25 protein-coding genes are annotated in these 26,058 nt (G+C 61.8%); 15 read left to right on the top strand and 10 right to left on the bottom strand.

The window, feature by feature from the left end:
- Position 1 precedes the first annotated feature (1 nt).
- From kdsA to ACTIF6_RS12285, 4 genes are read left to right on the top strand one after another with little or no spacing between them, the layout of a single operon-like run.
- A complete protein-coding gene (kdsA, locus tag ACTIF6_RS12300; RefSeq protein ID WP_439588275.1) occupies positions 2-859 on the top strand; it encodes a 3-deoxy-8-phosphooctulonate synthase in 858 nt (285 codons plus the stop codon).
- A gap of 38 nt (positions 860-897) precedes the next feature.
- Positions 898-2,184, top strand: coding sequence for a phosphopyruvate hydratase (gene eno / locus ACTIF6_RS12295; RefSeq protein ID WP_439588274.1), 1,287 nt, complete (start codon positions 898-900; stop codon positions 2,182-2,184).
- A gap of 11 nt (positions 2,185-2,195) precedes the next feature.
- Positions 2,196-2,480 (top strand): septum formation initiator family protein, encoded by a 285-nt coding sequence (locus ACTIF6_RS12290; RefSeq protein WP_439588273.1) that lies wholly within the window; start codon positions 2,196-2,198, stop codon positions 2,478-2,480.
- Positions 2,480-2,917, top strand: coding sequence for a hypothetical protein (locus ACTIF6_RS12285; RefSeq protein WP_439588272.1), 438 nt, complete (start codon positions 2,480-2,482; stop codon positions 2,915-2,917). The genes ACTIF6_RS12290 and ACTIF6_RS12285 overlap by 1 nt, the downstream gene beginning before the upstream one ends.
- Before the next feature lie 3 nt (positions 2,918-2,920).
- Here the strand turns inward: ACTIF6_RS12285 and ACTIF6_RS12280 are convergent, their stop codons facing one another.
- Positions 2,921-3,898 carry an Hsp33 family molecular chaperone HslO gene (locus ACTIF6_RS12280; protein WP_439588271.1) on the bottom strand — a complete coding sequence of 326 codons (978 nt, stop codon included), beginning with the start codon at positions 3,896-3,898 and terminating at the stop codon, positions 2,921-2,923.
- Between the two features lie 38 nt (positions 3,899-3,936).
- Entirely contained in the window at positions 3,937-4,461 is a 525-nt protein-coding gene (locus ACTIF6_RS12275) for a gamma carbonic anhydrase family protein (RefSeq protein WP_439588270.1), read from the bottom strand.
- Between the two features lie 69 nt (positions 4,462-4,530).
- On the opposite strand from ACTIF6_RS12275, the gene ACTIF6_RS12270 reads away from it, so the two are divergent.
- Genes ACTIF6_RS12270 through ACTIF6_RS12255 form a run of 4 tightly spaced genes read left to right on the top strand, consistent with a single transcriptional unit; the run spans position 4,531 to position 8,045 of the window.
- Positions 4,531-5,085, top strand: coding sequence for a hypothetical protein (locus ACTIF6_RS12270; RefSeq protein WP_439588269.1), 555 nt, complete (start codon positions 4,531-4,533; stop codon positions 5,083-5,085).
- Between the two features lie 19 nt (positions 5,086-5,104).
- On the top strand, positions 5,105-5,941 hold the full coding sequence (locus tag ACTIF6_RS12265) for a ferritin-like domain-containing protein (protein ID WP_439588268.1): 837 nt from the start codon (positions 5,105-5,107) through the stop codon (positions 5,939-5,941).
- 16 nt (positions 5,942-5,957) lie between these two features.
- Positions 5,958-7,352 (top strand): ATP-dependent RNA helicase DbpA, encoded by a 1,395-nt coding sequence (gene dbpA, locus ACTIF6_RS12260; RefSeq protein WP_439588267.1) that lies wholly within the window; start codon positions 5,958-5,960, stop codon positions 7,350-7,352.
- A 21-nt stretch (positions 7,353-7,373) separates the two neighbouring features.
- Entirely contained in the window at positions 7,374-8,045 is a 672-nt protein-coding gene (locus ACTIF6_RS12255) for a Crp/Fnr family transcriptional regulator (RefSeq protein ID WP_439588266.1), read from the top strand.
- Positions 8,046-8,081: 36 nt separating this feature from the next.
- Here ACTIF6_RS12255 and ACTIF6_RS12250 read toward each other — a convergent pair whose 3' ends face one another.
- Both ACTIF6_RS12250 and ACTIF6_RS12245 read right to left on the bottom strand, forming a co-directional pair.
- A complete protein-coding gene (locus tag ACTIF6_RS12250; RefSeq protein WP_439588265.1) occupies positions 8,082-9,494 on the bottom strand; it encodes an amidase in 1,413 nt (470 codons plus the stop codon).
- A 49-nt stretch (positions 9,495-9,543) separates the two neighbouring features.
- Positions 9,544-10,512: a Bug family tripartite tricarboxylate transporter substrate binding protein gene (locus ACTIF6_RS12245; RefSeq protein ID WP_439588264.1), complete on the bottom strand. Its 969-nt coding sequence runs from the start codon at positions 10,510-10,512 to the stop codon at positions 9,544-9,546.
- A gap of 174 nt (positions 10,513-10,686) precedes the next feature.
- Here ACTIF6_RS12245 and ACTIF6_RS12240 point away from each other — a divergent pair, with 174 nt between their 5' ends.
- Entirely contained in the window at positions 10,687-11,277 is a 591-nt protein-coding gene (locus tag ACTIF6_RS12240; RefSeq protein ID WP_439588263.1) for a hypothetical protein, read from the top strand.
- A gap of 20 nt (positions 11,278-11,297) precedes the next feature.
- Here ACTIF6_RS12240 and ACTIF6_RS12235 read toward each other — a convergent pair whose 3' ends face one another.
- The 4 genes from ACTIF6_RS12235 to ACTIF6_RS12220 form a co-directional block, all read right to left on the bottom strand.
- Positions 11,298-12,170 carry a hypothetical protein gene (locus ACTIF6_RS12235; protein ID WP_439588262.1) on the bottom strand — a complete coding sequence of 291 codons (873 nt, stop codon included), beginning with the start codon at positions 12,168-12,170 and terminating at the stop codon, positions 11,298-11,300.
- Between the two features lie 8 nt (positions 12,171-12,178).
- The gene (locus ACTIF6_RS12230; protein WP_439588261.1) at positions 12,179-13,048 is read right to left on the bottom strand and encodes a universal stress protein; all 870 of its coding nucleotides are present in this window, start codon (positions 13,046-13,048) and stop codon (positions 12,179-12,181) included.
- A gap of 78 nt (positions 13,049-13,126) precedes the next feature.
- Positions 13,127-13,528, bottom strand: coding sequence for a GreA/GreB family elongation factor (locus ACTIF6_RS12225; RefSeq protein ID WP_439588260.1), 402 nt, complete (start codon positions 13,526-13,528; stop codon positions 13,127-13,129).
- A gap of 117 nt (positions 13,529-13,645) precedes the next feature.
- A complete protein-coding gene (locus ACTIF6_RS12220; protein ID WP_439588259.1) occupies positions 13,646-13,771 on the bottom strand; it encodes a hypothetical protein in 126 nt (41 codons plus the stop codon).
- A 190-nt stretch (positions 13,772-13,961) separates the two neighbouring features.
- Here ACTIF6_RS12220 and ACTIF6_RS12215 point away from each other — a divergent pair, with 190 nt between their 5' ends.
- The 4 genes from ACTIF6_RS12215 (at position 13,962) to ACTIF6_RS12200 (ending at position 20,271) form a co-directional block, all read left to right on the top strand.
- Positions 13,962-15,770: a hypothetical protein gene (locus ACTIF6_RS12215; protein ID WP_439588258.1), complete on the top strand. Its 1,809-nt coding sequence runs from the start codon at positions 13,962-13,964 to the stop codon at positions 15,768-15,770.
- A gap of 90 nt (positions 15,771-15,860) precedes the next feature.
- Positions 15,861-17,333 carry a S8 family peptidase gene (locus ACTIF6_RS12210; RefSeq protein ID WP_439588257.1) on the top strand — a complete coding sequence of 491 codons (1,473 nt, stop codon included), beginning with the start codon at positions 15,861-15,863 and terminating at the stop codon, positions 17,331-17,333.
- Between the two features lie 7 nt (positions 17,334-17,340).
- Complete coding sequence (locus ACTIF6_RS12205; protein WP_439588256.1) at positions 17,341-19,584, top strand: C1 family peptidase; 2,244 nt, start codon at positions 17,341-17,343, stop codon at positions 19,582-19,584.
- 18 nt (positions 19,585-19,602) lie between these two features.
- Positions 19,603-20,271: a hypothetical protein gene (locus tag ACTIF6_RS12200; RefSeq protein WP_439588255.1), complete on the top strand. Its 669-nt coding sequence runs from the start codon at positions 19,603-19,605 to the stop codon at positions 20,269-20,271.
- Positions 20,272-20,335: 64 nt separating this feature from the next.
- Here ACTIF6_RS12200 and ACTIF6_RS12195 read toward each other — a convergent pair whose 3' ends face one another.
- Positions 20,336-20,842 (bottom strand): NYN domain-containing protein, encoded by a 507-nt coding sequence (locus ACTIF6_RS12195; RefSeq protein WP_439588254.1) that lies wholly within the window; start codon positions 20,840-20,842, stop codon positions 20,336-20,338.
- Positions 20,843-21,385: 543 nt separating this feature from the next.
- Here ACTIF6_RS12195 and ACTIF6_RS12190 point away from each other — a divergent pair.
- The gene (locus ACTIF6_RS12190; RefSeq protein ID WP_439588253.1) at positions 21,386-23,350 is read left to right on the top strand and encodes an ATP-dependent nuclease; all 1,965 of its coding nucleotides are present in this window, start codon (positions 21,386-21,388) and stop codon (positions 23,348-23,350) included.
- Positions 23,351-23,396: 46 nt separating this feature from the next.
- Complete coding sequence (locus ACTIF6_RS12185) at positions 23,397-24,806, top strand: DUF2130 domain-containing protein (RefSeq protein ID WP_439588252.1); 1,410 nt, start codon at positions 23,397-23,399, stop codon at positions 24,804-24,806.
- Positions 24,807-25,528: 722 nt separating this feature from the next.
- Here ACTIF6_RS12185 and ACTIF6_RS12180 read toward each other — a convergent pair.
- The coding region (locus ACTIF6_RS12180) for an ATP-binding protein (protein ID WP_439588251.1) at positions 25,529-26,058 on the bottom strand (530 nt) is incomplete at its 5' end.

Here is a 26,058-nt window from a genome sequence, read left to right as displayed (position 1 = left end):
CATGAAACTCTGTGACTTCGACATCGGCCTCGATCAACGCATCTTCCTCATCGCAGGTCCGTGCGTCATCGAGTCCGAACAATTGCAGATGGACGTGGCAGGCCGGCTGAAGGAGATCACCTCCAGCCTGGGCATTCCCTTCATCTTCAAGAGCAGCTTCGACAAGGCCAACCGCAGCAGCGGCACCAGCTACCGGGGCCCCGGTCGCGAGAAAGGCCTGGAGATCCTGGCCAAGGTCAAGCGCGAGCTCGGCGTGCCGGTGCTCACCGACGTGCACAGCGAAGAAGACATTGCCGATGCCGCGAAAGTCTGCGACGTGCTGCAGACCCCCGCCTTCCTCTGCCGCCAGACCGACTTCATCCGCGCGGTGGCGCAGAGCGGCAAGCCCGTGAACATCAAGAAGGGCCAGTTTCTCGCGCCGCACGACATGAAGAACGTGATCGACAAGGCGCGCGCGGCGGCGAAGGAAGCCGGCCTGAATGAAGACAGTTTCATGGCCTGCGAACGCGGCGCGAGCTTCGGCTACAACAACCTGGTGAGCGACATGCGCAGCCTGGCCATCATGCGCGAGACCGGTGCGCCCGTGGTGTTCGACGCCACGCACAGCGTGCAGTTGCCCGGCGGCCAAGGCACCAGCAGCGGCGGCCAGCGCGAGATGGTGCCGGTGCTGGCGCGCGCGGCGGTGGCCGTGGGCGTGGCGGGCCTGTTCATGGAAACCCATCCCGACCCGGCCAAGGCCCTCTCCGACGGCCCCAACGCCGTGCCGCTCCAGCACATGAAGGCGCTGCTGGAAACCCTGCTCGCGCTCGACGCGGTGACGAAGAAGAACGGCTTCCTCGAAGACCATTTCAGCGCCTGATTTCCCTTTCCTGTTTTTGATCCAAAGGTATTGAATCCATGAGTGCAATCGTTGACATCGTTGGCCGCGAAATCCTGGACAGCCGCGGCAATCCCACCGTCGAATGCGACGTGCTGCTGGAGAGCGGCGTGATGGGCCGTGCGGCCGTGCCTTCGGGCGCTTCCACCGGCTCACGCGAAGCCATCGAACTGCGCGATGGTGACAAGGCGCGTTACCTGGGCAAGGGCGTGCTCAAGGCGGTGGAGTTCATCAACACCGAAATCTCCGAAGCCGTGCTGGGCCTGGACGCTTCCGAGCAGGCCTTCCTGGACAAGACCCTGATCGACCTCGACGGCACCGAGAACAAGGGCCGCCTGGGCGCCAACGCGATGCTCGCCGTTTCCATGGCCGTGGCCCGTGCCGCCGCCGAAGAAGCCGGTCTGCCGCTGTACCGCTATTTCGGCGGCATGAGCGCCGTGCAGATGCCGGTGCCCATGATGAACATCATCAACGGCGGCGCGCACGCCAACAACTCGCTCGACCTGCAGGAGCTGATGATCATCCCCGTGGGCGCGCCCAGCTTCCGCGAAGCCCTGCGCTGGGGCGCCGAGGTGTTCCACGCCCTCAAGGCCATCCTGCACGACCAGCACATCAGCACCGCCGTGGGTGACGAAGGCGGCTTTGCCCCGTCGGTCGAAAACCACGAGGCCGCGCTGCAGATGATCCTGCAAGCCATTGACAAGGCTGGCTACACCGCAGGTACCCAGATCGCTCTGGGCCTGGACTGCGCGGCCAGCGAGTTCTACAAGGAAGGCAAGTACGTGCTCGAAGGCGAAGGCGGCATCAGCCTCAGCGCCGAGCAGTGGACCGACATGCTCGCCACCTGGGTCGACAAGTACCCCATCATCAGCATCGAAGACGGCATGGCCGAAGGCGACTGGGATGGCTGGAAGGTGCTCACCGAGCGCCTGGGACAGAAGGTGCAACTGGTGGGCGACGACCTCTTCGTCACCAACACCAAGATCCTGAAGGAAGGCATCGAGAAGCGCATCGGCAACTCGATCCTGATCAAGATCAACCAGATCGGCACGCTGACCGAAACCTTCGCCGCCATCGAGATGGCCAAACGCGCCGGCTACACCGCCGTCATCTCGCACCGCTCGGGCGAGACCGAAGACAACACCATCTCCGACATCGCCGTGGGCACCAACGCTGGCCAGATCAAGACCGGCTCGCTCTCCCGCTCGGACCGCATGGCCAAGTACAACCAGTTGCTGCGCATCGAGGAAGACCTGGGCGACGTGGCGATCTATCCGGGCCGTGACGCCTTCTACAACCTCAGGTAATCTCCGCCTCCATGGCCCGCCGCTTCATCCCAGCCCTGCTGATCGCACTGCTGCTCGCCGTGCATGCTCAGCTGTGGTTCGGGCGGGGCAGCGTGCCGCAGGTGGCGAGCATGAAGCAGCACCTGGCCACGCAGGAACAGGCCAACCGCGACTCGCAACTGCGCAACGACCAGTTGGCCAGCGAGGTGCGCGATCTCCAGGAAGGTGTGGAGATGGTCGAGGAACTCGCGCGCCAGGAGCTGGGCATGGTCAAGCCCAACGAAATCTTCGTGCAGATCGCGCAGAGCAAGCGCTGATGGCCGTCACCGTGGCGCTGCTAGGCGTCGAAGGCGGCGACAAGACTCTGCTGGCCGCTGCGTTGCGCCAGGAACTGGCGAAACAGGCGCCTGATGTGGAGGTCGTGATTGACGATATCCCGGCGCCCGCCGAACAACACCGGTACGACCTCACCCTGCTCCTGGCCTTGGCGCCCTCGGACGGGCCGGATGGCGAAGCCGCCGACGCGTTGCTGCGCAACGCGTTGCAGCGTGCCGGCATCGCTTTCCAGATCGTGTTCGGTCAGGGTGCCGAGCGCGTAAAGCATGCGCTGCGCGCGATCGGAAGCGCGATGGGGCGAACGCTGGTGAGGGACGATCCCGCGTTGATCACGGGCCGGGGCCCCTGGAGTTGCGACAACTGCAGCGATCCGGACTGCGAGCACCGGCTGTTCACCGGCCTGCTCGCGCGCCCCTGATCGTCACTGCTTCTGGTCGGAGGAAGGCGGCTGCTGCGCGGGTTGCAGAAACACCTGCGCGGCATCCACCGGATCAAACCGGTACTGCGCACCGCAGAACTCGCACCCCACCTCCACCTGCCCCTGCTCCGTCAGGATCGACTCGACCTCGTCACGGCCCAGGCCGCGCAGCATGTTGCCCACGCGCTCGCGCGAGCAGGTGCAGGCAAACTTCGGGCCTTCGCTGCCGGTGAGCGGCTCGAAGCGGCGCAGGTCTTCTTCCCAGAACAGGCGGTGCAGGATGGTGTCGGCGTCCAGGCCCAGCAACTCCTCGCGCTTGAGGCTGGCAGCCAGGATGGCGATGCGGTTGTAGTCCTCGTTCTGGCCGATCTGGTCTTCGTCGCGTTGCTGCGAAACGCCCGCGAGATTGCTGGCGCCCTGCAGCGGCAGGCGCTGGATGAGCAGGCCGGCAGCCATGTGCTCGTTGGCCGCGAGCACCAGGCGCGTGTCGAGCTGCTCGCTCTGCAGCATGTAGTGCTCGATCACATCGCTGAGCTTCTCCAGCTTTTCGCGCCGGTCGCCAAACAGCGGCACCACGCCCTGGTAGGGTTGCTGGCCCGGCAGGCGGTCCTTGGGATCGAGCGTGATGGCGCAGCGGCCCTGGTTGGTCACGTTGACCAGGTGCGAAAGCGGCGCGTCTGCGGCCACCTCGCCCACCACCGTGGCGGTGGCGCGCAGGCTCAGGTCGGGCTGCACCTCGGCCACGGCGAGCTTCACCGGGCCGTCGCCCATGATCTGCATGATGAGCGCGCCGTTGAACTTGATGTTGGCCTGCATCAGCGTGGCCGCTGCCGTCATCTCGCCCAGCAGTTCGGTCACGGCCGTGGGGTAACCGCCGCCGTCGCGATGGCGCTGCAGGATCTCCTGCCACGCGTCGGTCAGGCGCACCAGCATGCCCCGCACCGGCAGGCCTTCAAAGACGAATTTGTGGAGTTCGGACAAGCGCTTCTTTCAGAAAATCGAATCGTTGCAGATCGGGATCAGCCGATCTTTTTCAAGCCCTTGCGGTAGCGCTCGGCATTCTCGACATAGTGCCGCGCACTGCGCCGCAGGCCTTCAATCTGTTCAGGCGTGAGCGAACGCACCACCTTGGCCGGGCTGCCCAGGATCATGCTGCCGTCGGGGAATTCCTTGCCCTCGGTCACCAGCGCCCGCGCACCCACCAGGCAGTTCTTGCCGATCTTTGCGCCATTGAGCACGGTGGCCCCGATGCCGATGAGCGTTTCATCGCCAATGGTGCAGCCGTGCAGCATCACCTGGTGGCCCACGGTCACGTGTTCGCCCAGGGTGAGCGGAAAGCCATGGTCGGCGTGCATCACGCTGCCGTCCTGGATGTTGCTGCCCTTGCCCACGGTGATGGTTTCGGTATCGCCGCGCAGCACGGCACCGAACCACACGCTGCTGTCTTCTCCCAGCACCACGTTGCCCATCACCTGCGCACTGTCGGCCACCCAGGCCGATTCGGCCATTTGCGGCGCCGTGCCGTCGAGTTCGTAGATCGCCATCTGTGAGTCTCCGTTCGCGAAACCTAGAATTGTAGGGATGCAAGCACCACCCATGTGAGAGGTACACCCATGCTCGACGATCTTTCCCCCAACAGTGCTTTACTTGTGGGTCTGACCGCAGGATTGGGTTTCCTGTTTGGCATCCTCACCACAAGCACCGGGGATCTCATCAAGCGCATCATCGAACGAGATCGATTGATCTCGCTGATTACATCCGAGATCCAGCGCAACTCACCTCAAGCCAATCAGCTCACCAGAGTACCGGGCGCACCGTTTTTTGCTCGATCACTCAGTGAGTTCAAAGGGGTCTCGGGGCTCTCGTTTTCGCGCATCCCCGAATACAACTTTGAGGTTTACAACCTCAAACTTTTCGAAAGCGAGGGGATGAAACTGGCACTGCATCTTCGTTCGAAGACTCGCGCCCAATTCTGGGAGACGTTCTCGCTGATGCGAGACGCGGAAGCTGCACGCCATGTTCTGAGGACGCTGAACGAGAACGACCCAGATTTCCTGCAGTATCAAAAGATGTTCAAGGCCCTTCTTGAAAAATTTGACAAGAATCTTCGAGAAATCGTGCCGGCGCTGGAGCGTGAACGCTCATGGCTTGCCAAGATATTCGACTAACGTTTTGACTCATATCCGAATGCAACTCGGCGCGCCCCTGTCTCCGGTTTCCCTGCGTCCACAGGCCCTTCGCGCGCTGTGCATCAGCGATCCGGGCGAAAAAGTGGCCGCTACCCATGCGCTGTTTCACGACCAGCAGGCCGGCCACACCCACCTGGACGCGGAGGAGCCCCTGCAACCCGACGCCGGCGCAGCCCTGCCCGGACGGCCGGACCGCCCCGAACTGCTGCCGCCCAAGGAAGTGCCGCAGCGCTCGCCCTTCACGCCGCCTGGCCTGGCCATGCTGCTGCATGCGGTGACGCACATCGAATTCAACGCGATCAACCTCGCGCTCGACGCCGTCTGGCGCTTTTCCCGCATGCCGGCCGATTTCTACGCCGACTGGCTGCTCGTCGCCCACGAGGAAGCTGTTCACTTCACGCTGCTGCGCAACCACCTGCAGAGTCTGGGGCACGACTATGGCGACTTCGCCGCCCACAACAGCCTGTGGGAAATGTGCGAGCGAACGCAGCACGACGTGACCGCGCGCATGGCGCTGGTGCCGCGCACCCTGGAAGCCCGCGGCCTGGACGCCACGCCACCCATGCAGGCGCGCCTGCGCAAGGTGGGCACGCCCGAGGCGCAGCGCGCGGTGGATATCCTGGACGTGATCCTGCGCGACGAGATCGGCCATGTGGCCGTGGGCAACCGCTGGTACGGCTGGCTGTGCGCGCAGCGGGGCATCGAGCCTCTGTCTCACTACCGGCGCCTCGCGCGCGAACACTCGGCGCCGCGTCTGAAGCCACCGTTCAACGACACCGCTCGCCAGGCGGCCGGGTTCTCGCAAGCCGAACTGGACGCCTTGCAGCAGGAGTGAGCCCCGATAATCGGGGATGACCACCGCTTCCCCGACCGACTTCGCCTCCCTCCCCCTCTCCCCGGCCACGCTGGCCAACCTGCAGCAGCTCGGCTACGTCAGCATGACGCCCATTCAGGCCGCCGCGCTGCCGCCCGCGCTGCTGGGCAAGGACCTCATTGCCCAGGCCAAGACCGGCAGCGGCAAGACCGCCGCCTTTGCCCTGGCGCTGCTGGCCAACCTGAACCCCCGCCGCTTCGCCGTGCAGACGCTGGTGCTGTGCCCCACGCGCGAACTTGCCGACCAGGTGACCACGGAAATCCGCCGCCTCGCGCGCGCGGAAGACAACATCAAGGTCGTCACACTCTGCGGCGGCGTGCCGCTGCGCGGGCAGCTCGCCACGCTGGAGCACGGCGCGCACATCGTGGTGGGCACGCCGGGCCGCATCATGGACCACCTGGAACGCGCCAGCCTGAAGCTGGATGCGCTCAACACCCTGGTGCTCGACGAGGCAGACCGCATGCTCGACATGGGCTTCTTCGACGACATCGTGACCGTGGCGAAGCAGTGCCCCAAGGATCGCCAGACCCTGCTGTTTTCCGCCACCTACCCTGAAGGCATCGCGAAGCTCAGCGCGCAGTTCATGCGCGAACCGCTCACCGTGAAGGTGGAGGCGCAGCACGCGGGCGCGCAGATCGAACAGCGGTGGTACGAAATCACCGAGAACCAGCGTCTGGACACGGTGAGCAAGCTGCTGGCGCACTTTCGCCCGGCCAGCACGCTGGCCTTCTGCAACACCAAGGCGCAGTGCCGCGACCTGGTGGCCGTGTTGCAGGCGCAGGGCATCAGCGCACTCGCGCTGTTTGGCGAACTGGAGCAGCGCGAGCGCGACCAGGTGCTGGTGCGCTTTGCCAACCGCAGCTGCTCCGTGCTCGTGGCCACCGATGTGGCCGCGCGCGGGCTCGACATTGCGAGCCTCGCCGCCGTGATCAACGTGGACGTGACGCCCGACCCCGAGGTGCACATCCACCGCATCGGCCGCACCGGCCGCGCCGGCGAAAGCGGCCTGGCACTGAACCTGGCCAGCCTGGACGAAATGGGCAGCGTGGGCAAGATCGAGCAACTGCAAGGCCGCGAATCGCAATGGCACCCGGTGAGCGAACTCACGCCCGCGAGCAACGAGCCTCTGGTGCCGCCCATGGTGACGTTGCACATCCAGGGCGGGCGCAAGGAAAAGATCCGCCCCGGCGACGTGCTGGGCGCGCTCACCGCCGACCTGGGGTACACCCGCGAACAGGTGGGCAAGATCAATGTGAACGAATGGTCCACCTACGTGGCGGTGGACCGCGCCATCGCCCAGCAGGCCGCGAGCCGGCTGAACGCCGGGCGCATCAAGGGCAAGAGCGTGAAGGTGCGCGTGCTGGAAGACTGAATTGAAAGGGTCTTTCCTGTCATGAATACCTACGCGTCATGGGAAGTCTCTCAGGCACACGCCCGGCTGTGGATGGCGCAAACAGACATCGGTACACGGGTGGTCTTGCGGCAGGGCAAGACCATCTATGAAGAACTGATCGCGCATCGGTACTTCTACCTGATTCGATCAGGGTACGTGCAGGTCACCATCTCGCGCCCCAATGGCAGTGCGTTGCTTCTCGAGATCTATGGGCCAGGCACCATTTTCGGAGAGGGATCTGCCTTTGAAGGAACGCCTCGCCCGGTGACCACGACGACGGTCACCGACTGCGCGCTGGAACGGTACGATCCCGGCGAACTCGGAGAGGCCTTTTCGCGCAATCCCGAGTTGCCGATGTCGCTGATCCGGCTGATGAGTGCGAAGCAGCGGATTCTTGCCAGCAAAGTCGCGGGCCTGTCTTCCAGCACCCCTGAATTGCGCTTGTGCGATTTACTGCTTCGTGTCGGCCATGCGGAGCACCTTCAGCGACTGCAAGCCCCCACGCTGCAGGTACATCTGACCCATGAACAGTTGGCGTCCATGTCCGGCCTGGCGCGTGTCACGGTGACGCGAACCCTGGCAAAGCTGTCGAAGCATGGGCTGATCCGAACGCAGCCTGCCTGCGTGGAAGTGCTGAACCCTGACCAACTTCGCGCTCGCCTTCGAGGTTGATCCAACCTCGGTCCGCGCAAGGCCCGGCGCGGTGGCTCAGGCCGTGGCCAGGGGAGGCCTGGATCGGAAAGGGCTCGTGCGCTCCAAGGCGGCGACGGCCTTCACCAGCGTACTTTCCGCACCTCTGGCCGCCACCAGCTGCAGGCCGATCGGCATGCCTTCCATATCCAGTGCCACTGGCAGTGAAACCGCGGGATGTCCCGACAGATTGAATGGATACGTGAAATAGGACCAATCCACCGCATTGCGATCTGACCGGGAAACTGGCACGTCCACCCCCACCGCAGGGCACGACACCGGCACTGTCGGCAATGCAATGACATCGACCAATTCAAATGCACGCTCCAGCGCGGCCAATACCTGGCGACGCATGGCGCTGACAGCGTCTTCCGGCATGGCATTCGATTGCTGGCGTCGAGCGGCTTTGCACAGAGCAGGATCGATCCGGTCTTCCATCGCGTCCCATTCTCCCTGCTGAAGGAGGCGTTCTGCAATGGCGCCAAAGAACTCCTGGTTCCATGCCGGCGCCGGATCCTGTTGAAAGAGTGGAGGAAGCACGATGATGCGAGCGCGTTCCGCTGCAAGGCTGTAGGTACTGGCTTCACAGGCGCTCTGGATTCGCCCGTCCAAGTCTCCGTAACCCATATCCGGCAACCAGCCGATGCGCAGTCCATCGACGCCCTGCTCCGTCGCGGCGACCCAGTCCATAGGGCCTTCCATCATGGCGCCGGGGTCTCGCACGTCGTGGCCAGAAACGACGGACAGCACCAACGCCACATCGCGGATGTTGCGCCCGATCGGACACACATGGGCAACCGAGGCCGTGGCTGAAGGCGGCCACACGGGGACTCGACCAAAAGTGGCCTTGAATCCCACGAGCCCGCAGAATGCGGCTGGAATGCGGATAGAGCCACCGCCATCGGTTCCAAGGGCTACCGGCACCATCCGAGCAGCGACCCCCGAGGCGGCGCCGGCACTTGAACCTCCAGGGGTTCGCGAGAGGTTCCAGGGGTTGCGCGTGACGCCAGTCAACGGCGAATCGCCAACGGCTTTCGACCCCAGTTCGCTGGTCGTCGTCTTGCCGACAATGCAGGCGCCCTCGGCGCGCAAACGCGCCACGGAGGGCGCATCTTCGCTGGGAACATGGGTCTCCCAGAGGCGCGACCCGAATGTCTGGCGGACACCGCCCACCGCAATCAGATCCTTGACGCTGATCGGCAACCCCGCGAGGCGGCCAGGATCCAGACCTTTTTCGATGCGCGCATCCACGGCCGCCGCAGCCTCGAGCGCGCCTTCGGGCGTCAGCGTCACATACGTGTTCAGCGAGGGCTCGAGCCGCTCCGTGCGATCAAGAAAGGCACGAACCACGGCTTTGGCCGTTAGCTGTCTCCCACGGACAAGCGCAATCAGCTCTGTTGCCGAGGCTTCAACCACGTCGAACGCACCCATGCCGGTACCTGAGCGGTTCGATCAACAACCGTCCATATGCCCCATCACATCACTTCCCGGCTTTCTCACGGAATATGGACAGGAACTTGCTCAACTGCCCGTTGCGCAGAGCATGAAGCTCCTCCGCGCCGCCGTCCTTGGCCGGCGTGATCGCCATGGCGACGAGCTTTTCCCGAATGCCTGCATCCGCCATCATTTCCCTGGAGGCCTGCTGCAGTGTTTGAACGACATCAGCGGGCAGCTTTGGCGGGCCATACACCGCGTACCAGACTTTTGCCTCTACATCTTTGATGGATTTGCTGTCGTTCAAGCTGGGCACATCGGGCAACGCGGGCGACCGGGTCGCATCTGTCACACCCAGCGCGGTCAGCTTTCCGGTCTGGATCTGCCCGAGTGCCGTGGGCACGGCCAAGACCGCCACATCGACGTTGCCGCCCAGCAGGTCCGTGACGATCTGCGGACCCGCCTTGTAAGGCACGTTCAGCATCTCCACTTGCGCGGCCTTCTTTATCATCTCCCCCGCCAGATAGAGGCTGGTTCCCGGCCCCGAGGAGGCCAGGCTCAATGCACCGGGCTTGCTTCTGGCCATTGCCACCAGTTCATCCGCAGTCTTGATGCCGAGCGCGGGGCGGGCCACGAGCACCATGGGCTGAGTACCAAACAGCGAGATAGGGGTCAGGTTCGTGGTTCTCCCCTTGGCATTCTCAGGATCGGCCATCTGCAGCATCTCGAACTCCATGCCGTTGCTGATCACAAGCGTGTAGCCATCCGCAATCCCGTTCATCACTTTTTGCACGGCAACAGTTCCCCCTGCACCGGCAAGGTTCTCGACCACCACGGGCCGCTTCAGCCGTGTTGCAAGTTCGGTGGCGTATAACCGCGCAAACAGGTCTGTGCCTCCGCCTGGTCCGTAGGGAACGATGACCGTGATGGCCTTGCTGGGATAGGCATCCGCGAAAACCGCGGGAACAAGAAGAGCGAGAAACAACCCCAGCAAGACCCGTGTTCTGTTCAGCATATTTGCTCCTTTCAGCCTGCGCTGTGCCTGCATCCGCAAGCGGTTTGGAATCGGTGCGCTCTGAGGCGCCGATTGATTCTCATGCGCCCGGTCGCCGTTCTATGTATCTACAGATACAGAGAAGGAGCGGTTTGGCTTATACGCTTTGCGCCACACATCGTTTAGGGAATTCCCATGAAGATTGCGACGCTTGGCCCTGCGGGCAGCAACCACGACCTCAACACCCGCCGCTACATCGAGTTCCACGGAATCAAAAACGCATCGATCGTGTACATCGAAAGCTTTCTTGAGGCAATCGACCGCATGCACCGGGGAGAGATCGACCTCACCATCCAGGTATGCGCCCATCCTGATGTGGCGCCCACCATCGAACACCATCACGCAGACGTTTTTCTGGTCGACTGCTTCATCGGAAAAACCAAGGCCATGGGTGTCATCACGCGAGCCGATGTGGACAAGCCAAAATCCATCGGATACATGGTGGCAACCGCCGGGTATTTCCGTCCCGAGGAATGGCTAGACAGGACACTCACGCTCTCCAACGCGGACACCGCCGCGCGGCTCCTCCAAGGAGAATTCGATTCCGGATTCACCGCCCTCGAAGTGGCGGAGCAGCATCCAGACAGATTCCGCATCGACAAAAGAATCGGTGAAGTCGATGTGGTCTGGCTCGTCTACGGTCGCCAACGCACAAACACGGGCAAGCTGCTGGCCTGGAAAGAGAGCCCGATGGCTGAGCTGCTGCGGTCGTCTGGTGAGTGCTGAAGCTGGCGTGCCGCCGCCTGTCACACCTCGGGCGCCCCTGCCCACCAGCCGCTCATCAGGCTCACGGGCTTGGTATCGGCGCACACCCGGGCACTGCATTCCCACGCTTCCATCTGGACATTCAAGCCCGCGAACACCCCATAGCCCACGCCGGCACGAATCAATTCGTGAGCGCTGAGGCTCTCGCCCGCGCGAACGGCGCCTTCTGCCACGATGGAACGGCCCGCCCTGATGCCCCAGCCGGCTTCCAGATGCATGGCGCATTCAATGGTGCCGCCGGCCTGGATGCCATGGCCGGCGCGTATGCTGTCGCGCGCCGCCAGCCGCCCGCCCGCCACCAGACTCTTGCCACATTCGATACGACCCTGCGTGATCAGGTCCTGGCCCACCGTGACGTTGCCCGTCACGTTCAGCGGGCCGCCGCACCACAGATCCCAGTTTGAACGGATGTCGCCTCCGCAGCGCATGGACTCGCGGGCTTCGATGCCCCACCCCGCCTTGAGATGGCCTCCGGCCTCGAGCACGCCCCCGCTGCGTATGCCGCCGCCAGCCTTGATGTCGTCGCCCGATACGATGGACTGGCCCACCACCATGCCGCCTCCGACGTGGATGCCACCACCGGTGCGAACCACGGTGTCGACTTCAATGTTGCCCCGCACCTCCAGCGATCCGGCGAACACCACCGCCTCGGCGGCCAGGGCATCCACCTTCATCACGGCATGGGTCGGGCCGAACTGCGACAGCAGCCAGCAGGCGTCGCTCACCCGCCCCGCGTCGACCAGCGCATCCAGCAGATCCTGGTAGTTGCTGCCGTCCTGGTGGTGCCGCATGAACCAGCGAAAGCCATCCGCGCAGGGTTGCTTGGCTTTGATGAACTGCTTGTTCAGGTCCATGGGCAGCATCACCCTTGCCCCGCCAGCATCGGCACCGGTGCGGCCAGGCGTTCCAACGGCACGACCAGCACATCACCCTCGGCCCACCTGGCGAGCCGCTCGGCGACGCTGCCCATGAACCAGCGCGCCAAGGTGGAAACCCCGCGCTGCCCCACCACCACCAGCTCCGCCCGGCTGACTTGCTGCTCCACGGCCGCCTGATAGGCGGGGTCGCCGTTGCCGACATCGAAGGACACATCGCTCTCAGCGCCTTGCATCGTGCTCGTGAGCTGCACCAGGCGTTCTCTTGCCCGGTGGCGCGAGTCGAGGCGATTGGCTCGCATGGCCTCCCATGTCACGTCCGCCATGCGCAGCCTGGATTCTTCCACCGTGTCGATGGCGTGAAACAGTTTGACCTTCGATGGATGGGTGAACTCGCGGGCATAGGCGATCAGGTCGCCAGAGCGCGGCGACAGATCAACGGCCACAAGCACATTCGCATACCCATGCGATGCCGCCTGCTTCACCACCAGCACCGGGCACCCACTTTCGCGCACCAGATGGTCGAGTCCGGTTCCCAGGAAAAAGGTCGTCCAGCGCCGTCGCCACACCGGCCCAACCACCAGCAGGCTTGAAGCCCGGCTCTCCACCACGATGTCTTCCACCTTCATCGGGTAACGCTGCAGCGCGTGCACGCGGATGCCATGGCGCCGCGCGAGTTGCCGAGCGCGCTGGGACAGGCGAGCCACCGGGTCGGAGAAAAACCGGTGAGCCTCTTCCGCGAAGTAGATCAGGCGCAATGGCGCGCCGTGCTGGCTGGCAAGCAACGCAGCCCGATCCAGGGCCTGTTCGGACGAAGCTGTGAAATCGGTGATGGCAAGAATGGAATCGAAGGTCATGGGACATCCTGGACGTGCAGAGACCAACCCCACGGCCATGGCCATGGAGACGCAATGAAGAGAAGGAGCCGGAGCGGACTACGTGGTGTAGTCGCCGCTGGCTTCCGGCTGGAACAGCAGCGTGACGATCTCGGCTTCGCAGGCGTCGCCGTTGGGCGTGCGCCAGCGGGCCGTGGCGCCCACGCGCTGACCGAGCAGGCTCGCGCCAACGGGCGAGAACACCGAGATGAAACCCTGGTGCGGCTCGGCGTCTTCCGGATAGCACAGCGTGAGCTTCTGGCGCTCGTGCGAACGAAGGTCTTCGATAAGGACTTGCGAGTACATGGTGACCACGTCTGCCGGCACCTCGCGGGAGGGGACGATGTCCAGTGTGTCCAGCGAGTCCGCCAGCTCAGGCGGCAACTGCGCGCCTCGCAGGTGGTTCAGCCGTGCGTGGTCGAGTTCGGTGAGCAGCCGCTCACGGATGAGAGTCTTTTGCATGATGAGCATTCCATCGGGTGCGGTCCTCGCTGCGTGTGTGCAGCAGCCGCCATCGCGCCGAGCTGTGGGCCCGGCGATAGATGGTTTGCGCAGAAGGGAGAAGGGGTATCGCCGGGCTCAGGAATGTGCGACCGGCTGGCGCGGTCCCGCCGTGCCCATCTGCTTGCGGCCGGCCACGGCAGAACCCGCCATCAAGGGCAGGTGCGCGAGCAGGTGAAGAGAGGGGGTGGACCGGAGTGCCATGGCGGCCATTGTAGGCCGCGAACCTATTCTGGCAAGAAGTGTGCGGTCTTGGCGGCGGGCAACGGCTTGCGCCAGCCCATCCAACGCAGGCGTTTCCCACAAAGGTGGGATGCCGGGCAAGACACATCTGCGTACAGTCAGTTTTCCCCATGCCGCTTGGTCGGTTCAGGCATCCGCAGAGGAGTAGCACATGCATCCGATTGCTCTGTTGACCTGTCTGGGCATCGTATGGGCCATCCTGCAGCTGTGGCTTGTTCCCCTGGTGAAGGACCGCTGGAAGGCAGGCGACCTCAAGCTCAAGGCAGCTCGCGCTGGCGTGCTGGTCGTCGTGGAAAAGCTGCGCGACTTTTCAGCGGTGGGCATTTTCGCCATCGCAGCAACAACGCTCCTGGTGCTGGGTGCGAACCTGCTGAGCAGTCTTGGCGTGAAGGCTGCCATCGCAGCCAGTGGTGAGGTCTACCAGTTTGCGAAGGCCTTTTCGGGCAACTACGGCCGAGCGCTGGGGGTGCTGGGCCTGGTTGCTGCGGCGATCGTGCTGTGGTTCGCGGCGCGACGCGCCCACGAGCGAGTGAGCGAAGTCTGGATTCAAAAGGCGAAGGCCGTGTCCAAGGCCTTGCGCACAGATCCATCGATCCTGGAAGCCGCTCGACAAGACAGGGATCTGCGAACCATTCTTGCGCAGCTGGACGCTGCCATGCAGACCATACAGACACAAGACAGCGCCGCCGAGCGCGACACGATGCGCCTGCAGCGTGCTCACGGAGCCTTGAACCGTGCGACCCACCAGTTGGCCATGGAGATGGCTCGCAAGCAGATCGACTTTCCCGATGCCGCCGGCACACCCACCGCGGCGGAAGCCAGCCAGCCGAAAAGCACCATGGACCGCGTGTTGCGCGTGCTGTCCAGCAAGAAGCTCAGCGAAGACCTTGGCCTGGTGCGCAAACCGGTAGGACGGATCGCTACCGCTCTGTTGTTCGTTTCTCTGACGGGCTGGGCTGCTGTACCGCTGGCCAACAGTCTGCTGCCAACGGTCAACAATCTGCGCGTGGCATTGCTTGAAGCACAAGCGCAGCAAAGGCTCGACATCGCCTTGTCGCGCGTTGACGAGCCTGTCAACGAATACGAGGCACCGGACGAAGATGACGTAGAAGCCGCCACACGCTTGCTGGCACGCGCTTTCTTGCGTGAGATTGCCCACACACCGCTGCTGCCTGGCGCAGCCAGTGCGGGCGAAAGGCGCGCCGCGCAGGCGGAAGCCGAGGTCCTGCGTGCACAGATGGCCGAACAGCGCTTCCGCACCGAGCAAAACGCTGCCCCCGCGACTCAGGCGCGCGCGGACGCTGTGAACTCCGGGTCCACCCCCGACAAGCCATCTGCTGCGGTGCTTCATGCAGAGGAAGTATTGGAGCCGGTGCTGCGCGAGACTCAGCAACGCCAGCCCAACCGTTTCGCCATCTTGTTGCAGCAATGGAAAGCACGGTACAGCACGCCCGTTTCTCCCCTGGATGCGCAGGGCAGGATCGTGACCCACCTGTTGGACAAGGCTGCTGGTGCGGTCGATCTGGAACTCGAAGCAGAGGCCGCAGAACAAGTGGAGAAGTTGTCGAAGGATTTGGTGAAAGAGGCGGCCAGGACTTGGCTGAATGCGGTTCTGAAGAGTCTTCTCACCCAGGCCCTGACCGGCGTCGCCCGGCCCGAAGTGAAGCGCGCCTTTGCGTTTGAAATGTCAAGCGATTCACGTGCAGTCCTGGAGGAACTTCAGGCTGCCGAAAGACGCGGTTTGACACCAGGTAGGGCAGCCAGCGGGGAGGCTCAAAAGGAGGCCAAGGTTGTCGAACAAACGGCTCCACTGGACCACGAGGCCTTAATGCAAATCCTGCGTCCGCACCGGGGTGGTCCTGATGCAGGGGCTTCTCAACGCCCTCAGACTCAACCCACCGACTATCGGCCCCCTCCGCGCAGCCCAAGCGTGCGACCACCCAGGGCGAGGGGCAGGTGAAGAGCGGGCATCCTCAATTCGTGGGATTCTCTTGTGCGTCGGGAAATGCTGAAATATTGATCTTCCGACGAACAGACAGTGGAGCCATCCATGACGCAAGAAGTACAGGATCTTCAGCTCAAGGACATCACCACGGTTCAACTGCCGGCCAGCGTCACGGCGCAAAAGCAGTTTCTGAAGAAGCTGCAAGCCGCACTCGCGCCAGAAGGTGAGCTCTCGGCGCTCACCACCGGTCCATCGGAGAACGTGTTCGTGGTGCCCCACGCTGCCGAACAGGCCGTGCGTGAGAAGCAGGGCCATCTGAGCACTGACCAATGGAAAACGCTGCTGGAGGATTGGGGCGCCCTTTCGGTCAACACGCTGGCTCTGAAAGCCTACATCGCGCTGGAGACGCGTGGGGCGATCCTGCACGAAGGCGAGCTCATTTCGCCGCCCAAAATCTCGATTCCACACCCTGAACCACAGGTCAAGTACCAGGGTGGTGCGGTCATCCAGGCGGCATTCGCCGGGCCGTACGACTGGCACATCGATCAACGGAGCGTGGGGGCCGCCGAGGCCTGGCGCATGTTTTCCGGGAAGCCGAGTTTCGCTTCCGATCTGCCGTGGGCCGGTGTGCGGATTGCGCACATCGACACCGGCTACACGGAGCATGCGGCGCTGGGTTGGGACAGTGGCCACAGCCCGTATGTGCACCCCGACCAGGGCCGGGATTTCTGGCAGGGCGACCACGATCAGGATGGCCCGCGAGATCCGTTCCTGCCTGGGTTCCCTGGTCACGGTACCCGCATCAGCGCTGCCATTGCGGGCTTCCGGCCCGACGCGCAGGGTGGGCCGTTCTACGGCGTGGCGCCGGGCGCGCAGATCATTCCCTACCGCGTCACCGATTCCGTGATCGTGGACCATGTGCAGGATCACATTCGCGATGCCATCCGGGCGGCCATCGCTTCGGGTTGCCATGTGGTCAACATCTCGCTGGGTGCGTTGCGCCCTTCCAGGGCGCTGGCGGCAGCGCTGGACGATGCATACGACGCCGGCCTGATCGTGGTGTGTGCTGCCGGGCAGGTGTGGGGAGAAGTCATTTACCCCGGGCGCTTCAACCGCTGCATCACCATGGGTGGCGTGGGGCCGGGCCTGAAGCCGTGGAGCAGTGCGGCGACCGGCATCTATGTGGATCTTTGCGGCCCTGCGGACGAGATCAGGCGGGTTCAGGCCGAGAAACTCCCACCTGGACAGACCGCAACACAAATCGCCCCGAAAACGGGCGACGGTACTTCCTACGCCACCGCCTGCTGCTCGGGCGCCGCCGCACTCTGGCTGGCCTGGCATGGCCTGGACAAGCTGAAGCAGAAGTACAGCGCACCCGGGCTCTGGCAGATCCCGAAAGCCTTCAAGTATCTGGCGAGGAAGACGGCCAGGAAAGGCAACTGGCCCGACAGCATCACCGACAAATACGGAAGCGGCGTGCTGGACATACCCGCATTGCTGAAGGCACCGCTTCCCGATGCCGGCACGATGCGCAAGGAGAACCTGGCCTACGGCCAGTTCGATGACGGCAGCCTTTGAAAGGTCGATGACCATGGACAAATTGCCCGCCTCCAAAGCTCAGACTGCGCCGATGCAGGAGGAGACCGCCAGCACCTCAAAAGCGCCGGCCAAAAAGGCCGTCAAGCCGAAGCCGAAACCAAAATCGAAAACCAGGCTTCGACAGAATCACCGTTTTGATGCCCGCCCCGACAGACTCGACTTCAGGGATCTGATCTACAAACCGCCACTGCGCTCACTGGCAGCGGTGTTCCCCACCGCCAAGCACCTGTCGGAGGCGGTACCGTCGTATGTCAAGGCCAAACTCGTGCTCGACCAGGGTCGCGAAGGGTCCTGCACCGGCTTCGGGCTCGCGGCCGTGGTGAACTACCTCCTGTGGCTGCGCGAGCTGGAGCAACCCGGCAGCAACGACGCGGTGCGCGTCAGCCCCCACATGTTCTACGAGCTCGCCCGCCGATACGACGAATGGGAGGGTGAAAGCTATGAAGGCTCTTCGTGCCGCGGCGCGCTCAAGGGCTTTCACAAGCACGGCGTCTGCGAAGAGGTCTACTGGCCCGAGAGCGGCGCTGGCGCTCGCGCTGAAACCGATTGGGATGTCGATGCGCTGCGCCGGCCGCTGGGGGTTTATTACCGCATCAACAAGAACTCGGTGGTCGACATGCAGGCGGCGATTGGCGAGATCGGCGCCATCTACGTCAGTGCGCAGGTGCACAACGGCTGGGAGCGCGTGCCCCACTCGAAGACCCCGCCCAAATCACACGAAGAAGATCAGTTGCCCTCCATTCCAGAACGGAAGGCGGGCGATCTGGGTGGCCACGCCTTCGCACTCGTGGGCTACAACGATCGCGGTTTCATCGTGCAGAACTCCTGGGGCAATCGCTGGGGTGCGGCCGGCTTTGCAGTCATGCCCTACAGCGACTGGGTGAAGTACGGCACCGACGCCTGGGCACTGGCCCTGGGCGTCGCGCAATGCCAGGAGGCTTCTGTCGAGCGGATTGCCGCCCAGCGCTGGCCGCAGCGCAGCGGTCGATCGCTGGGCTACGCGGGGCGCCAGGGCAAGAGCCCGGACAACCCGCTGGACGACCCGTGGCCGATCGACCGCGAGTACGACCACAAGCCGTATCAACCCTGGTCTACCGCCAGGGCCTATGAACACACGCTGGTGACGGGCAACAACGGCCACGTGGTGCTGACCGATTTCACCGCCGGCATCGACGGAGACGTGGAAGCATTCGTTCAAACGCAGGTCAACCGCGCCCTGCCCTTCTTCAAATCCCAAGGTCAGGCGCAAGCGCACTTCATGGTGTATGTGCACGGCGGGCTGAACAAGGAGGCCGACTCGATCGATCGCATCCGGGTGCTGGCGCCCTACTTCGAAGCCAACGGCATCTACCCGCTGTTCCTCACCTGGCGCACCGGCCCACTGGAAACGCTGCGTGACATCCTGGAAGACAAGCTGCGGCAGGCGTTCGGCGTGGATGACGAAAGGGCGCGCGGCATCCTTGAAAAGCTGGGCGATGCGCGAGACCGCAGCGTCGAGGCGATCGCGAGCACGGCCTTCAAGGGGCTGTGGACCGAGATGAGGCAGAACGCGCGCCGCGCCACCCTGAAGGGGCGCGGCAACGACCTGCTGGCCCTGGCGCTGGCCAAGCTTCAGGCCAGGCTTCAGACCGAACTGGGCAAGTCGTTGAAGCTGCACCTGGTGGGCCATTCGGCGGGCTCCATCGTGCTGGGGCACCTGGTGGAAAAACTCGTTGCCAACCAGGTCACCGCCGCCAGTTGCTCGCTGTACGCCCCCGCCTGCACCGTCGCGTTCGCGATCGAAAAATACCTCTCCATCGGCTCCGCCGTCATCAAGCCCGAACACATTCACCTGCACTACCTGACCGACCGGCAAGAGAAAGACGACGACCTGGCCAAGGCCGGCCCCGTCACGCTGTACGGAAAGTCCCTGCTCTACCTGGTGAGCCGCGCGCTCGACGACGTGCGCAAGATGCCCCTGCTGGGCATGGAGCGGGCGCACGATCCCGCTTACTTCAACAAGGACCAATGGGCACCGGGCCAGCTCCCTTCGCTCAAGCACTGGCACACCGCATTTCCTGTGGCCAACCACCACCCCGTTCCCACGCCCTACATCCGCGTCAACAAACTGGGCAAGACCGAGCAGGCCACCCACGGTTCGTTCGACAACAACATCGACGTGATCACAGACACCATTCTTCGCATCAGCGGCCAGCCACCGGTGCAGCCCATCGAGTGGCTGGACTACTGAAGCCGGGGAGCGCACGCCATGAGTGAAGAAAAGAAGGCCGGGCCGTGGGTCGAGCTGCTGAAATATCCGATCACGATCTTCTCGCTTTTACTCGCCCTCGTGATCGCCAAACCCATGCTCGGCCTCCAGTTTGGCCAGATCGCCAAAGTCGGGCCGGGAGGGATCGAATTCGCCGAACTGGCGAGCAACCAGATTACCGACCTCGCCGGCAAGCTCAACGGCGTTCGGGTTGAGATTGAAGCGCTCAAGAAGGCGACTCCCGTTGCGCAAGCGAACCCTGACCAGGTGCAAAAGGAAGCATTTGCTGCCACCCAGTCCGTGTCGAATCAGACTGCCGCCTTGGCCAATGTGTCGCGAGAAGTCGCGCCGAATGCCACGGACCCGCGCAAAGGCTACATCTGGATCGGCGACTTCAAAGGCACCTGGGGCAAGACCATGATCGGCACCGGCGACAACAACACACCCGTCAAGCTGCCACCCGACAAACTTCCCCTGGGTACCACCTACACCACGCTGGGCAACATGGTGGTGCGCGACGGCCTGCCCTCCGACGACGATGACTACTTCCGTGCCCGTCCCAGCCTCGGTGTGATTCCCAGGGGGGCGCCGTTCAAGCTGGTCACCACGCCGGTGGGCATCGACAGGGGATATGCGGTGCAGTACTGGGCGCAGATCGAGTGGAAGTGATTCGTGGCGGCCGGGACCTTTGCGCGCGTGCTGGTCTGAACCTCCCCCCGGCACGCCCCCTTGTTCAAGGATTCGGCGCCGCCGCGCCAGAAGCCGCACTCAAAGACGCTTCATCATCCAGAAACACGAACTCATCACACGCCGCCACGAAAGACGCCGCCGCTGCGCGCTGGCCAAAGCCGTACACCGCCAACCCCGTTTCCTGGATGCGCGCAGCCAGCCCCGTGTAATCGCTGTCCGAAGACACGATGCAGAAACCTTCCACGCTGCGCGCATGCAGCAACTCCATCGCATCCATGATGAGCGCCGAGTCCGTCGCGTTCTTGCCCCTGGTGAAGTGGAACTGCTGGCAAGGCCGGATGGAAAGCGTGTGCAACAGCTTCTTCCACGGCGCCAGTTGCGTGGTGGTCCAGTCGCCATATGCCCGCCGCGCCGTGGCCTTGCCGAACCGCGCCACCAGCGCCATGAGCTGAGTGGCCTGCGCAGCGCGCGCGTTCTCGGCGTCGATCAGCACGGCTAGGCGGGGGCGTGGTGCGAACGGATTGGGTTGGTGTTGGGGGTGGGCTTGCATGAGTTCTCCCTGTCCTGACTGCTCACTGTGACTGCCACCGCCAAGCCCTTTGTGAGGGGTGGCGGTGGCCCGAGCGGGTCGGCGTACCGGGACTTTCTTTCAAGACCGGCGAGCCTCACGGCTCCCCACCCGGGCCACCAAAAAAAGCATGGCACGGACAAGGAGATGGCCGCAACACGAATGTGGTGCAGCCATCTCGCTGAAAGAAAGTACTCGGGACGCCGATCCCGATCGCACTGATTTTGTACGACGGAAGCAGTATAGGCGAGCGAGCAGAGCGATGACCAGAAGCGCCAGCTATCTTTCCACCCAGTCAAATGTCACCTGGTTGACAGAATGCGGCCATGCACCAGCACACCGCGATGCACATCCAGGCCAGAAGCTATTCTTCCTCGTTCCGCATTCACAGATCACTGCACCACGAGGGTAAGCGTGATTGATCGGACACCCTCAACTGATGTGTACTAGCAAGAAAGTCACGGGCAACTCGGTTGACACTCTCGACCGAAAAGATCCAATACCAACGATCAAGGGAGTAAAAAAATGGCAGATGCCAATAGATCAAAGCTTGTACGCTTGAGTGTGCGTAACGTCGGTTGCATCGGAAATGATGGGCTTGCGATCGAGCTAGACAACATCGTATGTTTGGTGGGACGGAACAATTCCGGCAAGTCGACCATCTTGCGCGCGTATGAACTAGCTCGGGGCTCTGCCGCATTCGAGCGCACTAGGGATCGTCATCAACATGCGGCAGACGAGCACCCTTCTGAGATCGAACTGGAAGTTCATATTCCTGAAGGAATCGGCAATGTAGACGCACGGTGGAAGCACCCGCGTGATGGCCTGCTCATAGTCAAAAGCCGCTGGCAATGGGCTGCTCCGGATTTCATAAAAGTTCGCGAAACGTGGGATCCCAAGGCCGGACCCGATGGGGTCGGGCAATGGGCAGACGACAAGGCCGGGGGTGCGGACGCTGTATTTAGCTCGCGCCTTCCGCGTCCACTTCGAATTGGTTCACTCGAAGACATTGGCAAGACCGAGGGAAATCTACTCACTTTGGCGTTGGCGCCCCTGCTCGCAACTTTGGAGAAAGCGCGTGGAGACGCCGGGTCGCCGCTCTTCAAGTCCATAAACAGCGTATCGGCCGAAATTGAGTTGCTGAGCGGGAATCACACGGACCACTTCAATACGGTGTCCGCCAAAGTCACGAGCGGATTTCAGAAGGTGTTCCCCAAGCTGGATGTCAAGCTTGAATTCGGTGCTGCACCTCTAGTACCCAACATAGCGGACCTAGTGAGATCGGGGTCAGGTCTGAAAATCAAAGACGGGAAAACAGACTCTTCCCTGGGCCAGCAAGGGACCGGAGCACGGCGCGCATTGTTCTGGGCGATGCTGCAAGTCCACAACGAGTTGACAAGAGACAAAGAGATACGCGAAGAGTATCGGAGGCGCCTAGGCGTGGAAATAGCTGATCTTGAGAAACAGAAGAAGCCAAAGAAGGGAAAAGCTCTAACGACGGATGAGGTAGACGCAATTGAAGCAGAGATCGGTGTGGCAAAAGCAAAGCTCTTAGCGCACGACGAGGGAGGTGCGATTCCGGCCAGCACAGACGATCCGGCACTACCTGGCTATCTTCTGCTCATTGACGAGCCGGAAAACGCACTGCATCCCATGGCTGCGCGGGCCGCGCAGCGCCACTTGTACAAGTTGGCAGAAAGCCCGGACTGGCAGGTCATCATGACCACGCACTCACCGTATTTCATAAATCCCTTTGAGGACCACACAACCATCATCCGGCTGGAACGGAAATCAGAAGACATGGCCGACTCAATCGCGCCTCGCACGTATCGATCAGACGACATCAAGTTTGAAGGGGATGACAAGGCAAGACTGCAGGCACTTCAGCACATCGATCCCAGCTTTGCAGAAGTGTTTTTCGGTTCATATCCGATCCTCGTCGAAGGAGACACTGAACATGCAGCATTTATCGCAGCTATCGTCGAAAAGGAAGATGAGCTTCTTGATCGCGTGACTGTGGTGAGAGCGCGCGGCAAGGCGATTCTTCTTCCTCTGATCAAAGTTTTGACTCATTTCAAGATTGACTTCGGGGTAGTACATGACTGCGATCCCCCCTTCACAAAGAAGAACGCAAAGAATGGCATGTGGACTGAAAACGGCAAAATCAGGGATGCTGTGAGGACTGCAAGAAGCCGAGGCCTTGAAGCGCGGCATCGAGTCAGCATTCCGGACTTCGAGCGCTTTCTGGGAGGAGACGAAGAGTCAAAAGACAAACCCCTGAACGCATACATGCGCGTGACATCAGAATCTGAACTACGGGAAAGAGTTCATGCTCTCCTCGACGAACTTATGCGATCAACGCAGCACGAGCCATTCGATGCAGGAGTCTTGAAAGAAGGAGCCGAATACATGGATGTACTTATGGAAAGCATTCAAAAGTGGGCGGCTGCAAACGGGGTTAGCAACGATCCTCGATTCAAGATCAGTTGAACCAAGGGGTATGGGGTCATCAATTTTCACGAATGGAGGAGTCGTCATGCATGAAATTGTCTGCCCGCACTGCAAGAAGGCTTTTAAGGTTGACGAAGCTGGGTACGCGGACATACTGAAGCAGGTTCGCGATCACGAGTTCGAAAAGCAGTTGCACGAACGACTCGACTTAGCAGAACAGGAAAAGTTGAATGCCGTCGAACTGGCACAGGCAAAGATGGTCGGTGAAACGCAGAAGCTCACTGCAACCAAAGACGCCGAAATTGAAGCACTGAAGGCGAGACTCGATGCCGGTGAGGTAGCACAACGGCTTGCTGTAGCCGAAGCACTTAGCGCAGTTGAAAAGGAGCGAGACACGCTTGCAAATGAACTGAAGCAAGCCAGACATGACAAGCAAACTGCAATGCAACTTGCCGAAGCAAAGCTCCTAAACGAACTACACGATGCCACGGCCGCAAAGGACAAGGAAATTCAGGAGCTCAATGCAAGGCTTGCTACAAAAGAATTTGCACAGAACCTCGCAGTTGTCCAAGCAGTTGGCCAGATCGAGAAGGAGCGCGACGAGCTAAGAAATGGTTTGGAGCGTACGTTACTTGAGAAGCAACTTTCCGAGACGTCCCTCAAGGAGCGCTTCGAGACTCAGATCAAGGATCGCGATGACATGATCGAGCGCCTGCGGGACTTGAAGGCGCGTATGTCAACAAAGATGGTTGGCGAAACTCTGGAGCAGCACTGCGAGACTGAGTTCAACCGCATCAGGGCCACGGCATTTCCGCGCGCGTACTTCGAGAAGGACAACGATGCACGCCACGGAAGCAAGGGAGACTTTGTCTTCCGTGAATTGGACGAGGTTGGCACAGAGGTGGTGTCGATCATGTTCGAAATGAAAAACGAGAGCGACGAAACCGCGACCAAGAAAAAGAACGAGGATTTTCTTAGGGAGCTCGACAAGGATCGTGTCGAGAAGGGCTGTGAATACGCAGTGCTTGTGTCACTGCTGGAACCCGACAGCGAGCTCTATAACACCGGGATCGTCGATGTTTCTTATCGCCACCCCAAGATGTACGTGGTCCGACCCCAGTTCTTCATTCCTATCATCACGCTACTGCGCAACGCCGCGCAGAATTCGTTGAAATACAAGACCGAACTCGCGCTGGTGAAGACGCAAAATCTCGACATCACAAACTTCGAAAAACAGATCGATGATTTCAAAACTACTTTCGGCCGGAACTGGCGGCTAGCCTCTGAAGGCTTCGTCGAGGCCATCAAGCGGATCGATGAGGCGATCAAAGATCTAGAAAAAACGAAGGAAGCACTCCACAAGTCGGCCAACAATCTCCGGCTCGCCAACGATAAGGCTGAGGACCTGACCATAAAGCGACTCACGCGCGGCAACCCTACTATGACAGCGAAGTTTGCCGAGCTAAATGATCTAGATTCCTCTGATGCGGAATGAGTACGGACGCGCTGCATGTGGCGCTTGGAAGTGACGGCCCGTCAAGGATGGTCGAGTGCGATGCGCACTCCGATTCAAGAATAGGGACCCCAATCCCTTGAGACGAACCATGGTGAGCTGCTTGTATCCCACGTGACGAACCCCGCCGGATCAAAGTGTTCAGACAGAACGTCGATGCTATGAATTTGATCCGGGAGGAGGCTCAGGGTGTGACTCTTCGTGTCCGAGTCGTAGTCCCACAGATGAAATCGATCGTCCTTATTTGCCGCGCGACGGCTTGGGCCGTAGTCCATGGGCGCACAAGTCCTGATAATTTGACCGCCGTCGTCTTTTGAGTAAAAGGTAAGGCGTATCTTGTTCCTCGAATGAATAGCCGCGACGAAGTTTTCGAGCATTTTTTCCTCCACAAATAGACAGCTATTGGGAGAATGACAGGTATTTTTGGAGTTGTCGATGGATGTCAACCCCAGTTCCACTTGCGGTCATCGATTTGCGGGCTCTTTCAATGCGTTCAGATTCATAAAAAATGTCACTAGAACTCTTCCATATTCCCGCGCCCCATTCGCAATGATCGCCCCCTGAATGCGTATTCCGGAGATCGTGAACACTGATTCCGGTCGATCGTGAACGGTGCCGCAGCGTGCGAGATTGCGCATGCAAATTGTAGGCGGCTGTTCACGATGGCTCTGAATTTGGCTTCTTGATTGCCTGATTGGGAAGGCTCAGCGCAGAGAGTCGCCCGTCAGGGTGAAACGGTGATGGCGCTGCATCAGTCGGTCCAGCATGGCGTCGGCGATGGTGGCGTCTCCGATCCATGCATGCCAATGGTCGATGGGCAATTGGCTGGTAATGATGGTGGCCTTGTTGGCTGCCCGGTCATCAATGATTTCCAGCAGGTCGGCACGGGTCTGGCTGTCGATGCCCGCCATACCCCAATCGTCCAAGAGCAGCACATCTGTCTTGGCCAGTTGCAGCAACCACTTGCCAAACGTGCCGTTGCCGTGGCGAATGCGCAGCTCTTCACCCAGCCGTGGCACGCGCTGGTAGAACGCAGAATGGCCCCGACGGCAGGCGTATTGCGCCAGCGCGCATGCCAGCCAGGACTTGCCCACTCCGGTGGCGCCAGTGATCAACACGCTGTGGCCGCTGGCAATCCAGTTGCCCAGCGCCAGACTCATCACCGCCTTGCGCTCCAGGCCGCGCCCAGCGCTGGTGTTCAGGTCCTCAATGCTGGCTTGGCTGTACTTCAGCT

Origin of the sequence: Hydrogenophaga sp., assembly GCF_051860785.1 — a bacterium.
GTDB lineage: Bacteria > Pseudomonadota > Gammaproteobacteria > Burkholderiales > Burkholderiaceae_C > Hydrogenophaga.
Note: the sequence above shows the minus strand (reverse complement) of the source record. Positions and strands in the feature narration are given on the sequence as shown.

Bases quoted from the DNA above. Each gene is read 5' to 3' on its own strand.
- kdsA (WP_439588275.1), top strand. From the start codon at position 2: ATGAAACTCTGTGACTTCGACATCGGCCTCGATCAACGCATCTTCCTC.
- eno (WP_439588274.1), top strand. From the start codon at position 898: ATGAGTGCAATCGTTGACATCGTTGGCCGCGAAATCCTGGACAGCCGC.
- ACTIF6_RS12290 (WP_439588273.1), top strand. From the start codon at position 2,196: ATGGCCCGCCGCTTCATCCCAGCCCTGCTGATCGCACTGCTGCTCGCC.
- ACTIF6_RS12285 (WP_439588272.1), top strand. From the start codon at position 2,480: ATGGCCGTCACCGTGGCGCTGCTAGGCGTCGAAGGCGGCGACAAGACT.
- ACTIF6_RS12275 (WP_439588270.1), bottom strand. From the start codon at position 4,461: ATGGCGATCTACGAACTCGACGGCACGGCGCCGCAAATGGCCGAATCG.
- ACTIF6_RS12270 (WP_439588269.1), top strand. From the start codon at position 4,531: ATGCTCGACGATCTTTCCCCCAACAGTGCTTTACTTGTGGGTCTGACC.
- ACTIF6_RS12265 (WP_439588268.1), top strand. From the start codon at position 5,105: ATGCAACTCGGCGCGCCCCTGTCTCCGGTTTCCCTGCGTCCACAGGCC.
- dbpA (WP_439588267.1), top strand. From the start codon at position 5,958: ATGACCACCGCTTCCCCGACCGACTTCGCCTCCCTCCCCCTCTCCCCG.
- ACTIF6_RS12255 (WP_439588266.1), top strand. From the start codon at position 7,374: ATGAATACCTACGCGTCATGGGAAGTCTCTCAGGCACACGCCCGGCTG.
- ACTIF6_RS12250 (WP_439588265.1), bottom strand. From the start codon at position 9,494: ATGGGTGCGTTCGACGTGGTTGAAGCCTCGGCAACAGAGCTGATTGCG.
- ACTIF6_RS12245 (WP_439588264.1), bottom strand. From the start codon at position 10,512: ATGCTGAACAGAACACGGGTCTTGCTGGGGTTGTTTCTCGCTCTTCTT.
- ACTIF6_RS12240 (WP_439588263.1), top strand. From the start codon at position 10,687: ATGAAGATTGCGACGCTTGGCCCTGCGGGCAGCAACCACGACCTCAAC.
- ACTIF6_RS12235 (WP_439588262.1), bottom strand. From the start codon at position 12,170: ATGGACCTGAACAAGCAGTTCATCAAAGCCAAGCAACCCTGCGCGGAT.
- ACTIF6_RS12230 (WP_439588261.1), bottom strand. From the start codon at position 13,048: ATGACCTTCGATTCCATTCTTGCCATCACCGATTTCACAGCTTCGTCC.
- ACTIF6_RS12225 (WP_439588260.1), bottom strand. From the start codon at position 13,528: ATGCAAAAGACTCTCATCCGTGAGCGGCTGCTCACCGAACTCGACCAC.
- ACTIF6_RS12220 (WP_439588259.1), bottom strand. From the start codon at position 13,771: ATGGCACTCCGGTCCACCCCCTCTCTTCACCTGCTCGCGCACCTGCCC.
- ACTIF6_RS12215 (WP_439588258.1), top strand. From the start codon at position 13,962: ATGCATCCGATTGCTCTGTTGACCTGTCTGGGCATCGTATGGGCCATC.
- ACTIF6_RS12210 (WP_439588257.1), top strand. From the start codon at position 15,861: ATGACGCAAGAAGTACAGGATCTTCAGCTCAAGGACATCACCACGGTT.
- ACTIF6_RS12205 (WP_439588256.1), top strand. From the start codon at position 17,341: ATGACCATGGACAAATTGCCCGCCTCCAAAGCTCAGACTGCGCCGATG.
- ACTIF6_RS12200 (WP_439588255.1), top strand. From the start codon at position 19,603: ATGAGTGAAGAAAAGAAGGCCGGGCCGTGGGTCGAGCTGCTGAAATAT.
- ACTIF6_RS12195 (WP_439588254.1), bottom strand. From the start codon at position 20,842: ATGCAAGCCCACCCCCAACACCAACCCAATCCGTTCGCACCACGCCCC.
- ACTIF6_RS12190 (WP_439588253.1), top strand. From the start codon at position 21,386: ATGGCAGATGCCAATAGATCAAAGCTTGTACGCTTGAGTGTGCGTAAC.
- ACTIF6_RS12185 (WP_439588252.1), top strand. From the start codon at position 23,397: ATGCATGAAATTGTCTGCCCGCACTGCAAGAAGGCTTTTAAGGTTGAC.